11 protein-coding genes and 1 tRNA gene are annotated in these 14,222 nt (G+C 53.1%); 9 read left to right on the forward strand and 3 right to left on the reverse strand.

The annotated features are described in order from the left end of the window. The first annotated feature begins 162 nt into the window (after window positions 1–162). The 4 genes from EPD59_RS17370 (at window position 163) to pth (ending at window position 2,809) form a co-directional block, all read left to right on the forward strand. Window positions 163–235, forward strand: a tRNA-Gln gene (locus EPD59_RS17370). Between the two features lie 194 nt (window positions 236–429). After that, window positions 430–1,359, forward strand: a complete 930-nt coding sequence (locus EPD59_RS17375; RefSeq protein ID WP_133273891.1) for a ribose-phosphate pyrophosphokinase — start codon at window positions 430–432, stop codon at window positions 1,357–1,359. A gap of 153 nt (window positions 1,360–1,512) precedes the next feature. Further along, window positions 1,513–2,088: a 50S ribosomal protein L25/general stress protein Ctc gene (locus EPD59_RS17380; protein WP_133273892.1), complete on the forward strand. Its 576-nt coding sequence runs from the start codon at window positions 1,513–1,515 to the stop codon at window positions 2,086–2,088. Between the two features lie 157 nt (window positions 2,089–2,245). Continuing rightward, complete coding sequence (pth, locus tag EPD59_RS17385) at window positions 2,246–2,809, forward strand: aminoacyl-tRNA hydrolase (protein WP_133273893.1); 564 nt, start codon at window positions 2,246–2,248, stop codon at window positions 2,807–2,809. Between the two features lie 135 nt (window positions 2,810–2,944). Here pth and metG read toward each other — a convergent pair whose 3' ends face one another. Beyond that, window positions 2,945–4,987: a methionine--tRNA ligase gene (gene metG / locus EPD59_RS17390; RefSeq protein ID WP_133273894.1), complete on the reverse strand. Its 2,043-nt coding sequence runs from the start codon at window positions 4,985–4,987 to the stop codon at window positions 2,945–2,947. 218 nt (window positions 4,988–5,205) lie between these two features. Between metG and EPD59_RS17395 the strand changes: the two genes are divergently transcribed. Beyond that, the gene (locus tag EPD59_RS17395; protein ID WP_133273895.1) at window positions 5,206–5,862 is read left to right on the forward strand and encodes a hypothetical protein; all 657 of its coding nucleotides are present in this window, start codon (window positions 5,206–5,208) and stop codon (window positions 5,860–5,862) included. A 67-nt stretch (window positions 5,863–5,929) separates the two neighbouring features. Here EPD59_RS17395 and EPD59_RS17400 read toward each other — a convergent pair whose 3' ends face one another. Further along, window positions 5,930–6,286, reverse strand: coding sequence for a hypothetical protein (locus EPD59_RS17400; protein WP_133273896.1), 357 nt, complete (start codon window positions 6,284–6,286; stop codon window positions 5,930–5,932). A 132-nt stretch (window positions 6,287–6,418) separates the two neighbouring features. After that, window positions 6,419–6,976, reverse strand: coding sequence for a peptide-methionine (R)-S-oxide reductase MsrB (gene msrB / locus EPD59_RS17405; protein ID WP_133273897.1), 558 nt, complete (start codon window positions 6,974–6,976; stop codon window positions 6,419–6,421). Window positions 6,977–7,173: 197 nt separating this feature from the next. Between msrB and typA the strand changes: the two genes are divergently transcribed. The 4 genes from typA to EPD59_RS17425 all read left to right on the forward strand — a co-directional run bounded on the left by typA (window position 7,174) and on the right by EPD59_RS17425 (window position 14,213). After that, window positions 7,174–8,982, forward strand: a complete 1,809-nt coding sequence (gene typA / locus EPD59_RS17410; RefSeq protein WP_133273898.1) for a translational GTPase TypA — start codon at window positions 7,174–7,176, stop codon at window positions 8,980–8,982. A 144-nt stretch (window positions 8,983–9,126) separates the two neighbouring features. Beyond that, window positions 9,127–9,858 (forward strand): YqjF family protein, encoded by a 732-nt coding sequence (locus EPD59_RS17415; protein ID WP_165963648.1) that lies wholly within the window; start codon window positions 9,127–9,129, stop codon window positions 9,856–9,858. A gap of 111 nt (window positions 9,859–9,969) precedes the next feature. Beyond that, window positions 9,970–10,593 (forward strand): hypothetical protein, encoded by a 624-nt coding sequence (locus EPD59_RS17420; RefSeq protein WP_133273900.1) that lies wholly within the window; start codon window positions 9,970–9,972, stop codon window positions 10,591–10,593. A gap of 254 nt (window positions 10,594–10,847) precedes the next feature. After that, window positions 10,848–14,213 (forward strand): DUF7948 domain-containing protein, encoded by a 3,366-nt coding sequence (locus EPD59_RS17425; RefSeq protein ID WP_133273901.1) that lies wholly within the window; start codon window positions 10,848–10,850, stop codon window positions 14,211–14,213. The last annotated feature ends 9 nt before the right edge of the window (window positions 14,214–14,222 follow it).

Below are 14,222 nucleotides of genomic sequence, written 5' to 3' on the forward strand. Positions count from 1 at the left end.
ACGCAGCGCTGGAGTATTGACAATCAGGCACTCAGCAGGCTTTAAACCCAATATTTGCCCCCCAGCTCCGGAAAAATTTTAAAAAAATATTCGATTAGAATTTGCCCCGAATTATTCGCCTCGTACATTTGCACACCCAAACAGCAATGCTGATGGGAATTTTGTCCGATGGTGTAACTGGCAACACGCTTGATTTTGATTCAAGAAAGTCCAGGTTCGAGCCCTGGTCGGACAACTGCTCGTAACGCGAAAGGCGCTGATACTTCCCTCGGGAGGAATCAGCGCCTTTCGCTTTTTAGTTTAGCCTTATCGGCCTTTTAGCGTTAAATTCGGCTGTTTTTACTTACCACTCCCCTCTGCCTAGCTCAGCCATATAGCGTCTACTCTTTACCTTTGCCCACTCCGCTGATTCCCAACTGAATTAAACTCATGTCCCAGCAGGTTAAACTTTTCGCAGGCAACGCCTCGCACGAACTCGGTGAGAAAATTGCCGCCGCCTACGGCACCCAGCTCGGTGACCTGAGCCTTCAGCGCTTTGCCGACACTGAATTGGGACCAAGCTTCAATGAAAGCGTTCGGGGTTGTGCCGTGTTTCTGATTCAGAGCACGTTTCCGCCGGCTGAAAACTTGATGGAACTCATGCTGATGGTAGACGCTGCAAAACGCGCTTCTGCTGCTTCTGTCACCATTGTAATGCCTTATTATGGCTACGCTCGTCAAGACCGTAAGGACAAGCCGCGGGTGAGCATTGGGGCCAAAGTGGTGGCCGACTTCATCCAAAGTGTTGGCACCGACCGCCTGATGACCTGCGACCTGCACGCCGGCCAGATTCAAGGGTTTTTCGATATCCCTGTTGACCACCTCGACGGTTCGGCCATGTTTGTGCCCTACATCAAATCGCTGAATCTGGACAACCTCATTTTTGCCTCTCCTGACGTTGGTGGCGTGGTGCGGACCCGCGCTTTTGCCAAGCGCTTCGGGGCCGAAATCGTAGTGTGCGACAAAACACGTCTGCGGGCCAATGAAATTGCCTCTATGCAGGTAATTGGCGACGTAACTGGGCTAGATGTCGTTTTAGTCGATGATATTGTGGATACGGCTGGCACCATCTGCAAGGCGGCTGAGTTGCTGTTGGAGCGTGGGGCACGTTCGGTGCGGGCTGTTATTACGCACCCCGTACTCAGCGGCCCGGCCCACGACCGCATTCGCAACTCGGTTTTGGAGGAGCTTGTGGTCTCCGACACGATTCCGTTGCGGCAGGAAAATCCGAAAATCCGGGTGATATCATTAGCTGATCTGTTTGCCCATGCTATTCGCAACGTGGTGACGCACGAGTCAATTAGCTCGCTGTTTACTTAAAAGATTAGGACAGTCCAGCGTTGCCCTGCTCAGCAGGACGGCATTTTACATCCTATATAGCAAGTCCTTTTTTGTTAACGGACTTAAACCGTATCTTTGCGGCCCCATTAATTGATGGGATCAGAAAATACTTTTTCCAAAAACACTCTTTTTATGAAAAGCTTAGAGATTGTAGGGTTTAAAAGAGCGAATCTCGGCAAGAAAGAGGCAAAGCAGCTGCGTCTTGATTCTTATGTTCCGTGCGTAATGTATGGTGCAGGAGAGCAAGTACACTTCTCGGCTCCTGCCATTCTCTTCCGCGAATTGCTGTACACGCCTGAAGTACACATCGTCGATTTGAACGTAGAGGGCACTATCTACCGTGCTATCGTGCAGGACGCTCAGTTTCACCCTGTGAACGAAATGTTGCTGCACGTTGACTTCCTGCAATTGCAGGATGGCAAAGAGGTAAAAATGGACATCCCTGTAAAATACATCGGCACTTCGCCCGGCGTACAGCAAGGTGGCAAGTTGATCTCGAAGCTGCGTAAGGTAAAGGTGAAGGCGCTGCCCGAGAACCTGCCTGACTATGTTGAGGTGAACATTTCGGAGCTTGAGCTAGGCAAGTCTATCAAAGTAAGCAAAGTGCAGCCTACTAACTACACTATTCTTACGAACCCCCTCGCTCCTATCGCTACCGTGGCTATCCCACGTGCACTGAAAGGTGCTATGGCCGGCGGCGACAAGTAAGCCCACGCCACGGATTTTGTAATCCGTTCGATTACCTAAAGAAAAGCCCCCAGGAACATTCTGGGGGCTTTTCTTTAGATCATTTGGGCACCAAAATCAGATTGATCATTTATCAATTCTGAGCAATCCACTATATCCGATTTTAATCCGTGATTCAATGAAATACCTGGTTTTAGGCCTCGGCAATATTGGTCCCGAATACGCCAATACACGCCATAATATCGGCTTTATGGTAGCTGATTATTTGGCACAAAAACATGAGGCGCGGTTTGAAATAAATCGACACGCGTTCGTGACGGAAATCAAGCATAAAGGCAAAACCTTTGTGTTGGTGAAGCCCACAACGTACATGAACTTGAGCGGTAAAGCAGCGGCACATTATCTGACCAGCCTGAAGCTAGAAAAAGAGCAGATGCTGGTTGTAACCGATGATTTGGCCCTGCCTTATGGCAAGTTGCGTTTGAAAGGAAAAGGCTCAGCCGGAGGTCATAATGGCTTAAAATCCATTCAGGAAACGTTGGGCACCGACGAATACGCTCGCCTGCGCTTCGGCGTCGATGCTAATTTTCCGAAGGGCCGGCAAGTGGATTATGTGCTAGATCCTTTCTCGGCTGACGAGCAAATCGACCTGCCGCTGCGCATTGAAAAAGCGGCGGATGCAGTCTTGGCTTTCGGAACCTTAGGTATTGAACGCGCTATGAATGTGGTTAACGTGAAATAAAGCCTTGGTAGAAGCGCTGGCTATTTTATGACAGGGTCGCCTTTAGAATACATAGAATAAGAAAGCCCCCACTTTGCGCAAAGTGGGGGCTTCTTTATGGGTTGTCGGTTGGGAAATTGTATACCGACAGCAAGCTTACATCACGCCGCTACCGGGCCGCACTTGCTGGCCGGGTTGCATGAGTGCCAACGAGCCGTCGGCGTTTTCGGCTAGCAATAGCATGCCCTGCGACTGAATACCTTTTATCTCTCTAGGGGCCAAATTTAGCAGCACCAACACCTGCTGCCCGACCAGCGCTTCCGGAATAAATGACTCCGCAATACCGCTCACGATGGTGCGCTGGTCCAGGCCAGTATCAACAGTGAGTTTGAGGAGCTTTTTAGTCTTGGCGACTTTCTCAGCGGCCGTAATCGTGCCTACTCGCAAATCCATGCGGCTGAATTCATCAAACGACACATTATCCTTCGCAGAAGCCGTGACAGCGTTTGCCAATTCATTAGCTTTTTTAGTGTCAAGCAGCTTTTGCACCTGCGCCTCTACCGTCGCATCTTCTATCTTTTCAAAAAGTAGAAAAGCTTCATTGAGTTGGTGTCCAACCGGGAGAGCATTCGTGTTGCCAGCAGCAGCCCAAGGGGCTTTTTCGGTATTTAACATACTACCCAAGCGCGCAGCCGTGTTGGGCAAAAATGGCTCCATCAGCGTGGTGAGGCTAGCTGTAATTTGCAGGGCGATATTGAGGATCGTAGCTACTCTTGGCTCATCCGTTTTTATAAGCTTCCAAGGCTCCGTATCCGCCAGATATTTATTACCCAAACGAGCCAGATTCATTAGCTCATTGAGCGCATCGCGGAAGCGGTAGTTCTCAATGAGCTGCCCAATACGCGCCGGGAAATCGGCCAGCTGCTGTAGGACATCTTGGTCAAATTCAGTGAGCTCATTTCGCGCCGGAATTTGCCCCCCAAAGTACTTATGCGTGAGCACTACAGCGCGATTTACGAAGTTGCCGAGCGTAGCTAAAAGCTCGTTGTTGTTGCGCGCCTGAAAATCCTTCCAGGTGAAATCATTGTCTTTATTCTCGGGTGCATTTGCGCACAACACGTAGCGCAATACATCAGCGCGGCCCTCGAAATCCTGCAAGTATTCGTGCAGCCACACCGCCCAGTTGCGCGAAGTAGAAATCTTGTCGCCTTCAAGGTTTAGGAATTCATTGGCCGGCACATTATCGGGCAAAATATAGTCGCCGTGAGCCTTGAGCATGGCCGGAAATATGATGCAGTGAAACACGATATTATCCTTGCCAATAAAGTGCACAAGCTTCGAGCCGCTGTCTTTCCAATAGGTTTCCCACGTGTCGGGCAGCAGGTCTTTAGTGGCGGAAATGTAGCCGATGGGTGCATCAAACCACACGTAGAGCACCTTGCCCTCAGCACCTTCTACCGGCACAGGCACGCCCCAATCCAGGTCGCGGGTAACGGCGCGCGGGTGCAGGCCCTGATCAATCCAGGATTTGCATTGCCCGTACACGTTGGCTTTCCAATCGTTTTTATGGCCTTCCACAATCCATTCACGCAGCCAGGGCTCATACTGGTCGAGGGGCAAGTACCAGTGCTTGGTTTCGCGCAGCACCGGATTATTGCCGCTAAGCATGCTGCGCGGATTAATTAGTTCAGTGGGGCTGAGCGACGTACCGCACCGCTCGCACTGGTCGCCGTAGGCGTTTTCGTTGCCGCAGTTTGGGCACGTACCCACGATATAACGGTCGGCTAAAAATTGGTTGGCCTGCTCATCGTAATATTGCTGCGACGTCTGCTCGATGAATTTTCCTTCTTCGTACAGCTTGCGAAAAAAGCCGCTCGAAACTTCGCGGTGCGTAGCCGACGACGTGCGGGAATAAATATCGAACGACACCCCAAAATCCACGAAAGAATCGCGGATTAATGCATGATATTTATCGACCACTTGCTGCGGTGTGACGCCTTCTTTTTGCGCCCGAATAGTGATGGGCACACCGTGTTCATCGGAGCCGCAAATAAACTTTACATCACGACCCGCACTGCGTAGGTAGCGCACATAAATATCAGCTGGCAGATAAACACCTGCCAGATGACCAATATGCACCGGACCATTGGCATATGGCAAAGCAGCTGTAACAGTATAACGCTGAAAATCAGAGGACATATGGAGAAACTAAACCGAAAAAAGGATTCGAAAGAAAGAAGTAGAAATACTGTACTCACGCAGCATTTGGCTACAAAGAAAGTTTTAAAAAACAGGAGAAAGCTGCTTAATAAAACCATAACATCTCAGACCTAGTAAATAGGTCTATATTTGAATGAATAGGTTGAATAATTTTATTGAAATTAAGGCGATCTATCTACCTCTCACTTGCTTCCATCATGAAAAAATCCGACGAGGAAAAATCCGCTAAAAAGGCTAAAAAAGTGTCGACTCCAAAAGCCTCAAAGGCGGAACGCAAAGCGGCCAAATCAACGGTGCGAGTGACCAAGTCGCTTAACAACGATCGCACTAACGAGAAAGCCAGCCAGAAGAAAGCTCTCAAATTGGCAGCTAAGCAACTTCAGAAAGAGCTGGATACGCGTGTAAGTGATGTGGTAAAACGCATTCGCAAAGAAACGAAAGCGAAGCTGAAAGAAGTAGTGAAGGAAGCGACGCGGCGGCTCGATCAGGATACGGAGCGCATGTTTGAGGAAGCACTGCATACTATTGTGCGTCATTATGACTCCGCCGATACAACAACTGATACCTCGATTGCCCCCGCTGCTACTCCTACCGCGCCTGCTCGAAGCCGCAAGTCGGCACCTAAGCCGAGCGTAGCAACGAACAAGGATGGTAGCGCTCGTAAAAGCCGAGCTAGCTCGCAGGGCCAAAGTAGCACACCAGCGGCTTCGTCTAATGGCAAAACCTCAACCAGCGCGCGCCGACCTAGTACCAGCGCGCGCAAGCCCGCAACTACCGCTGCTGCCAGAACAAGCCGCAAGCCTGCCGCCACAGAAACTCCGGCACCAAGCACCGACACAAACAGTGCTAGCTAGGATTGCATAAAAAAGCCCCCGACGAGTATTTTACTTCGCTGGGGGCTTTTTATGCTTTGCGATTATTTTAAGGACGGCGAATGGTATCGGAAGGTGCACCGCGCAGGCGACGCAGCCGTGTTTCCGGCGTACTGGTGTTAGGGTCGTTGGTATTCACGTTTTCGATTCGTTGACGGGCGTTAGTCCCGGCAGCCTGTTCACCCAACTCCACCCGGCCGGGCGTTGCGTCAGGCACAACGGCGCGAGTGCCAGTTCCGCTATTATAAGCAGCCTGCCGATCGGCATCGGTCCGGATTTCAGTGGGTAGCGGGGCACGATCTACTTCGGCCCCTTGCTCTTGAGTAGCGGTGCAAGCGACGCCCAAAAACACCAAGCTACCCAGCCAAAAGACGCGGCAAGGCAAACCCAAACGATACGTGCTCATAAATTTTAGCTAAATGCAGGGTCTGGGGCGAGCCTGCACCCTTACAACGCAACCCAATAGTATAAGTTGGCTACGGGAGCGTTTGCACCCTAAGTGTAGTACTGGCTACACTGGGGGCTTTTTTAGAATTAATTACTGCTTCTTAAAAGTCATAGCGGCCGAGTTCATGCAGTACCGCTGCCCTGTAGGTTTTGGGCCATCATCGAAGACGTGACCGATGTGGCCGCCGCATTTGGCGCATACAATCTCGTCGCGCGACATGCCATAACTGTTATCCTGCTGCACTTTCACGCTGGCGGCGGTGGCCGGCGCAAAGAAGCTGGGCCAACCCGTACCCGACTCAAATTTGGTAGCCGAATCGAAAAGTTTGTTGTCGCAGCCGGCGCAGTAGTACACGCCCTTTTCGTGGTTATCGTTGTATTTATTGGCAAATGCCCGCTCGGTGCCTTGCTCGCGCAACACATTGAACTGCTCGGGCGTGAGCTGCTTGCGCCATTCTGCCTCCGTTTTGCGAACGGCAAACTCGTCGGCTTTGTTGGTCATGGGCTGAGCGGTCGGATAGGCTTTGGCAGCACCTCCGGGTGTGGTAGCGGCCTGAGCCTTAGCGGTTGCCAGCGCGTCCTTTTTCTGCGAACAGGCAGTACCCAACGTCAAAAAAGAAAGAGCCAGAATAAGGGCGTAGTTACGCATTAGAGGAAAATGAGGGAAGTGTAAATGAAACAGATGAATAGCGCGCTAATGTAGCGGCTATTGGCACAACATACGCGACGGGGTCCGGGTTCGGTTCGCTGGGGCGGGTGCTATTTCAGTTTCAAACAGTTAACATTTTCTTCTCACTCATTTATCCGCTGACAATTGCGTACCTTTGCGCCCGCAAAAACCTTTGTATGCAGAACATTCGGAATATCGCAATTATTGCGCACGTTGACCACGGCAAGACGACGCTCGTGGACAAAATCATTCACGCCTCTAAGCTATTCGATGAGCACCAGCACTTCGACGACCTGATCTTGGACAACAACGATCTGGAGCGCGAGCGGGGCATTACCATCGTTTCCAAGAACGTATCGGTTCGTTATAAGGACGTTAAGATCAACATCATTGATACGCCTGGTCACGCCGACTTTGGCGGTGAGGTAGAGCGCGTGCTGAAGATGGCCGACGGCGTACTGCTGCTCGTGGATGCCTTCGAAGGTGCCATGCCGCAGACCCGTTTCGTACTGGGCAAGGCCATTGACCTCGGTCTAAAGCCTATCGTGGTAGTAAATAAAGTTGACAAAGAGAACTGCCGCCCCGACGAGGTACACGAGCAGGTGTTCGACCTTATGTTCAACCTCGGCGCATCAGAAGATCAGCTTGACTTTGTGACCTTGTATGGTTCATCGAAGCAAGGTTGGATGAGCACCGACTGGAAAGTAAAGACCGACAACATCATTCCGCTGCTCGATGCGGTAGTAGCTTCTATTCCAGCGGCTCCTACTTTGGACGGCACGCCTCAGATGCAGGTGACTTCGCTCGACTATTCGTCGTTCGTGGGTCGTATTGCCATTGGTCGCGTACACCGCGGCACGCTGAAAGAAGGCTCCAACATGAGCTTAGTGAAGCGTGACGGCACTATTAAGAAAGTAAAAATCAAAGAGCTACACGTGTTCGAAGGCCTGGGCCGGAACAAGGTAGCAGAGGTTAGCTCGGGCGAAATCTGCGCCGTAACCGGTATTGAAGGTTTCGATATCGGCGATACGCTGGCTGATGCCGACAATCCAGAAGGATTGGCAGTTATCAGCATCGACGAGCCAACGATGAACATGTTGTTCACCATCAACAACTCGCCGTTTTTTGGTAAGGAAGGTAAGTTTGTGACCTCGCGTCACTTGCGTGATCGTTTGTTTAAGGAGACGGAGAAAAACCTTGCGCTACGCGTGAAGGAAACCGATAAGGAAGATACATTCTTGGTGTACGGCCGCGGTATTCTTCACTTGTCGGTACTGATTGAAACGATGCGTCGCGAAGGCTTTGAATTGCAAGTGGGTCAGCCCCAGGTGCTGTTCAAAGAAGACGACAATGGCAACCGCTTGGAGCCAATTGAGCACTTGGTAGTGGACGTGCCAGAGGAAACTGCTGGTAAGGTTATCGAGCTGGTAACGATGCGGAAGGGCGACCTAACCATCATGGAGCCGAAAGGCGACTTGCAGCACTTGGAGTTCAATATTCCGGCCCGTGGCCTGATTGGTCTGCGTAACAACGTCTTGACCGCTACCGCTGGTGAGGCTATCATGAACCACCGCTTCCAGAGCTACGAGCCCTACAAAGGCGTAATTCCAGGTCGTATTGCTGGTTCGCTGATTTCGATGGATACGGGTGCTGGCACCGCGTACACCATCGATAAGATGCAGGACCGTGGCGAGTTCTTCGTTGATCCAGGCGAGGAAGTATACGCTGGCCAGGTTATCGGTGAGCACACCCGCCCCAACGACTTGACCATCAATATTCAGAAAGGCAAGAAGCTCACCAACATGCGCGCTTCCGGCTCCGACGACAACGCGAAGATTGTTCCGAAGCGTCAGTTCTCGCTGGAAGAGGCGATGGAGTACATCCAGAAAGATGAGTATCTGGAAGTAACCCCAAAGTCGGTACGGATGCGCAAGATTCTGCTGGACGAGAACGAGCGTTTGCGCTCCGCCAAGAAAGTAGACTAGTTTTAGTATTATCTCTCCCTAAGAAGGGCGCAGCCAATGGTTGCGCCCTTCTGTCGTTTTACGGGGTCATGCCAGACACTTTGCTCACTCCGCTTGTTATGAGGCGGAACTGCCACCATGTCTTCCACTACCTTCTCAAAACCAGTGATAAAAAGCCCCCCAGGTCTGCCCCTGATGCGGCAGCGGTGGAGCCAGTTGCTCTTTGCGCATTGGGCCATAGATCCAGCGCTACTGCGTCCTTACCTGCCGGCGCGACTAGAGCTGGACTTATTTGAGGGACAAGCGTGGCTGGGCGTAGTGCCGTTTACTATGAGCCATATTCGGCCGCTGGGCTTGCCAGCGGTACCGGGGCTGCATCATTTGCATGAACTGAATGTGCGAACCTACGCGCGCCTTGATGGTGTGCCGGGCGTGTGGTTTTTGTCCTTGGATGCGTCGCTGGCGCTGGGCGTGTGGGCGGCGCGCACGTTTTTCCATCTTCCCTATCTGCACGCCCGCATGAGCCTGACGCAAACGGGCGACACATTGCGTGCCACGGCGGAACGAACGCACCACGGCATTGCCTCTGCATCTTTCGCGGCCACGTGGAAGCTGGGTGAAACATTGCCCGCGTCGCAGCCGGGCACTTTGCAGCACTTCCTCACGGAGCGCTACTATCTCTATACTGCCGGCCCGAATTTGATGCAAGCGGTGCGCGGCAACGACCTTTGGCGCGGAAAATTATTTCATGAGCCGTGGACGCTTCGGGAAGCTAGGCTGAACGAATGGGACTCCACCTTAGTCGAAAGCCACGGCTTACCGACGCCCAATGGTGAGCCACTCCTGTATGCTGCCGATACCTTAGATGTGTGGGTGCAGGAGTTCAGACGGGTATAAACACTGGTCATTTTGCCCCCCAGCGGAGTCTGCGTCATCCACCAGAAGCGTCGTGGTTAAAGTTTTAAGCTGAGCCGAATAATATATAGCTGCACAACGGTAGCTTGCAGTATGAAACACGCGTCAATTGCTGCTGGCTTCTTGGTCTTGATAGCATCCAGTTGCGGCTCTACAGTGCAGGAGCAGCGGGCAGAGCCTCGCCGGGGCGAAACCGTCACCACTGCTCCAGCCCCAAAAGCACCCGCCAAAATCACGTTTAGCAAAACCCTGGAGCGTGGTGATTTCACGGCTGATGTTACCTCGACTGGCGAAGGCAACCGCCGCGCGTTGGCGCTCACGGCTCGCCGCGCGGGCCGTGAGATGGCAGCCATTCGCGACTCCATCGTGGGCGAAATTACGGAGGCGCTGCTCACCGATTTAAACCAGAATGAGCTGCCGGAAACGTTGGTTTTCGTGCGCGAAACTGGCTCTAACGCTCGCGGACAAGTATATGGTTTTGAGTTTGCCACCCAGAACTGGGAGCGGTTTCAATTGCCAACTTTGCCCCCCGAGGCCACCACGGGCTACCAAGGCCACGACCAGTTCACAGTAGCGGGTGCCGACCTAGTGCGCACATTCCCCATCTACCGCCCGGCCGACGCACCCATGGAGCCCACGGGCGGCAAACGCACCATTCGCTACGCTCTCGATCATACGCTTCGACTAACGGAAGTCAGCATCGAGGACCAGCCGTAGCGAAGTGGGGGGCTTTTTTGTGGTCGGAGCCAACCTTAGCATTGAATTTATGCGCCACAATGGCATCGTCTGCAATGCAGTGCAGCCCCGAACTGGGCACACAAATAGCTAGCATACAAAAGCGACACCTTCACGGCATTTGCGCCCCTAACTGTCTAAATTATATCCTTATTTAGCCTTAGATTTCATAGGTCTGAGGCCATGTCAATAACGTGGCAAAAAGCGTCTTCTTTACCGGTTGTTTATTTTAATTTATGCGGCTGACTTTTACTGTTTTACTGAGCGTTTTAAGTATTCTAGCCAGCTTTGCCAATGCACCGGCGCCATCGGCATTCCAGTTTGTTGCCAACGCCGGCCAATGGCCTGCCCAGGTACAATTTGCTACAGCAGTACCTGGGGGGCATTTATTCTTAGAAAACAATCAGTTCACTTACAATTTGCAAGCTCTGCCCGCCGAGTACAGTCACTCGGCGGTTAGCACGAGCGAGGCCGTGCAAGGGCATGCTTTTCGGATGCAGCTGGTAGGTGCTCAGATGAAGCCCAAAACGCTGGGCCAGGAGCGCCAGTCAACCTATCACAATTACTTCCTGGGCTCTGATCCGAAGAAGTGGGCCAGCAAGGTTCCGCTGTTTGCCGTGGTGCGGTACGAGCAAGTGTACCGTGGTGTAGATATGGTGTGGCACTCCGTGGATGGACAGCTGAAATACGATTATGAAGTAGCGCCCGGCGCCGACCCCAGCCAGATTCGGATGCGTTACGAAGGTCTCGACAAAATGGAGTTGCACGACGGCCATCTTCAGCTTCACACTCAGTTGGGGATACAAGCGGAGCAGGCGCCGATAGCCTACCAGGTGCTGGCCAACGGAAAGCGACGCCCCGTAGCCTGTCGTTTCCGGCTATATGACAAAGAAGTGCGTTTTGAGTTGACCGAAAAGTATGACACCAGGCTGCCGCTGATCATCGATCCAGCGCTTGTATTCAGCACATACACTACCAACTCCACGTTTTTATCGGCTAACTCGGCGGCGGGCGATGAGTATGGCAATATGTACACGGCTGGCTACTGTCAGGATGCCACTTATCCCGTCACCATTGGTGCTTATCAAAGTCAGCAGCGAGGCCAGAACATGGGCATTTCCAAGCTAGATCCTACGGGCCGCACAGTACTATTTGCCACGTATCTGGGGGGCGGCAGCACCGAATACCCATTGGATATGGCCATTACGGCTAAAAATGAGTTGCTTGTGCTGGCTCTTTCGGGCTCTACCAATTATCCGGTGACCTCCACCGCCTATGACAACTCCTTCAATGGCGGCCAAGATTACGTTATTTCTCGGCTGAGTGCCGACGGTTCTTCCTTATTGGCCTCTACGTACTTAGGTGGCTCAGGCTATGAGGCAGGTTCGCTTTCCTCTAGGCCGGCAACTGTTACCAGTACTCCCACCGGCGACGTGCTGATAGGCGGAAATACGAACTCCCCTAATTTTCCAGTGCGTAACGCGTTGCAGTCTACCCTAAGAAGCATTGGTATATCTGGGAATGATGGATTTGTTACAAGCTTGAATGAGACATTATCAACGCTACAATGGTCAACCTACCTGGGCGGCACGGCCGAAGATCAGGTGCACGACATCAAAGTAGCTCCCGATGGGAGTATCTACGTTTGCGGCCAAACCGCCAGCGCCGACTTTGCGGTGGGAAGCACCGGACTAAATCCTACGTTTCGGGGTGGCCAGCTTGATGGGTTTCTGGTTCACTTAAGTGCTACGGGCAACAACCTGCTGGGGGGCACGTTTCTGGGCACAACGGCCACCGATCTGGCCCGCTTTATCGACTTTGACGCCGATGGCCAAGTGTTAGTAGCCGGCGCTACGGCTGGCAGCTACCCCGTTACGAGCGGAGCATTCACGCTTCAGACGCCAAATACGGACAAAGTTTTTATCCACTGCTTTAATCCGGCGCTGACCAGCACTATTTTCTCCACCCAAATTTCCACTGGGGTTAGCGGCTCCATGGAGTCGTCTAAGCTGACTACGGCTTTCAACCTCGACGCCTGCAACCGCATCTATTTTTGCGCCTACGGAAGTACCAGCACCTCCCCTACTACGTCCGATGCTTTTTCCAGCGCCCAGCGCAGCATCTACTTAGCCGTTTTGAGCCCGGGTGCCCGCCGCCTGGAGTACGGTACGTATTTCGGCGGGCCAGCCAACGGCGGAACGCACCTCCACCCAGCTGCTTCCAACGAAATCACAAAGCAGGGCGTGTTGTATCACATTGAATGCACAACTGCTACAAGCTTCACGACGACGCCGGGCACCTATTCTCCTACCAAAACGGTAGGCACCAATAGCGGAGCGGCATTTAAGTTTAACATGCTGCCAACGGGGGCTTCTCTCCCAACGCTGACGGCCGCGCTGCCTCCGGTACCGACAGGTTGCGCGCCCTATACGGTTCAGTTCAGCAATGCCGGCAGCGGAGCTGAAACCTACGAATGGGATTTCGGCGACGGTAGCCCACTTGAAACCACGGCCACGCCAACCCACCGCTTCGAGCGTCCTGGCACGTACCAAGTTCGGCTGACGGTAACACGCACGGGCGGCTGCGGTCCGCAGCGTCTGACGACCACTACAATGGTCGGCGTTACCAGCCCGGCGGCGCCTTTGGTATCGGCGGTGGCGGCCGTGCCGGCGGGCTGTGCGCCCTATGTTGTTCAGTTTCAGAATACCAGCACCAGTACCGGCCCCGTGCGCTACCAGTGGGACTTTGGCGATGGCAGCCAGGAAATTGGAATTGCCCCCCAACACCGCTTTACAATACCCGGCCGGTACGTGGTGCGGCTGACGGCTGAGCAAGCAAGTCCTTGCGGTACTCAACGCAGCGTGAGTGAAACCATCGTTGTGGTTGATCCGCCAGCTCCCACACTGATTGCGGCATTTCAGGGCCCCATCGCAGTCTGCGCGGCTAATCCCGTGGAGTTTGTGAGCACTGGCCAAGGTGCCCAGCGCTACGAGTGGAACTTTGGCGATGGCACCCCAATAGAAACATCTGAAAAGCCCCTGCATCGCTTTCTGCGTGCGGGCACCTACCAGGTACAACTTACTGTGAGTCTCACGAATGTGTGTGGCAACAAGCAGGAAGTAATCCGCCGCAATATTGTGGTGCAGGACCCGCCAGCCCTCGTGGAGCGAATCGACTCGCTGGACTGTCGCGCGCAGCTCACTCTGGATGCTGGCATGGAAGGCAACAAATATGAGTGGTCGACGGGCGAGACGACGCGCTCAATCATCATAAAGGCGGCCGGCATCTATCGGGTAAATGTGACGACAAATGCCCCCTGTCCTACTACCATTGCCTTCACTATTCGGCCCGCCGGCGAGCGGAATATCTTCAACGTCATCACGCCCAACGGCGACCGGCGCAACGACACCTTTGTGCTGCCGTCGGAGCTGGGTATCCCGGAGCTGCGCATTTTCAACCGCTGGGGTCGTGAGGTATACCAGAGCGCGGCCTACCGCAATGAGTGGAAAGCAGAAGGCCAACCAGCCGGCGTATATTACTACCAGGTGCGCCAGCCGCAGTGCTCCCTCACGCTGAAGGGCTGGGTGGAGGTTATTCGCTAAGGCCTACGG

Source organism: Hymenobacter radiodurans, assembly GCF_004355185.1.
Taxonomy (GTDB): Bacteria; Bacteroidota; Bacteroidia; order Cytophagales; family Hymenobacteraceae; genus Hymenobacter; species Hymenobacter radiodurans.

Bases quoted from the DNA above. Each gene is read 5' to 3' on its own strand.
- pth (WP_133273893.1), top strand. From the start codon at position 2,246: ATGAAATACCTGGTTTTAGGCCTCGGCAATATTGGTCCCGAATACGCC.
- EPD59_RS17400 (WP_133273896.1), bottom strand. From the start codon at position 6,286: ATGAGCACGTATCGTTTGGGTTTGCCTTGCCGCGTCTTTTGGCTGGGT.
- metG (WP_133273894.1), bottom strand. From the start codon at position 4,987: ATGTCCTCTGATTTTCAGCGTTATACTGTTACAGCTGCTTTGCCATAT.
- typA (WP_133273898.1), top strand. From the start codon at position 7,174: ATGCAGAACATTCGGAATATCGCAATTATTGCGCACGTTGACCACGGC.
- EPD59_RS17375 (WP_133273891.1), top strand. From the start codon at position 430: ATGTCCCAGCAGGTTAAACTTTTCGCAGGCAACGCCTCGCACGAACTC.
- EPD59_RS17380 (WP_133273892.1), top strand. From the start codon at position 1,513: ATGAAAAGCTTAGAGATTGTAGGGTTTAAAAGAGCGAATCTCGGCAAG.
- msrB (WP_133273897.1), bottom strand. From the start codon at position 6,976: ATGCGTAACTACGCCCTTATTCTGGCTCTTTCTTTTTTGACGTTGGGT.
- EPD59_RS17425 (WP_133273901.1), top strand. From the start codon at position 10,848: ATGCGGCTGACTTTTACTGTTTTACTGAGCGTTTTAAGTATTCTAGCC.
- EPD59_RS17395 (WP_133273895.1), top strand. From the start codon at position 5,206: ATGAAAAAATCCGACGAGGAAAAATCCGCTAAAAAGGCTAAAAAAGTG.
- EPD59_RS17420 (WP_133273900.1), top strand. From the start codon at position 9,970: ATGAAACACGCGTCAATTGCTGCTGGCTTCTTGGTCTTGATAGCATCC.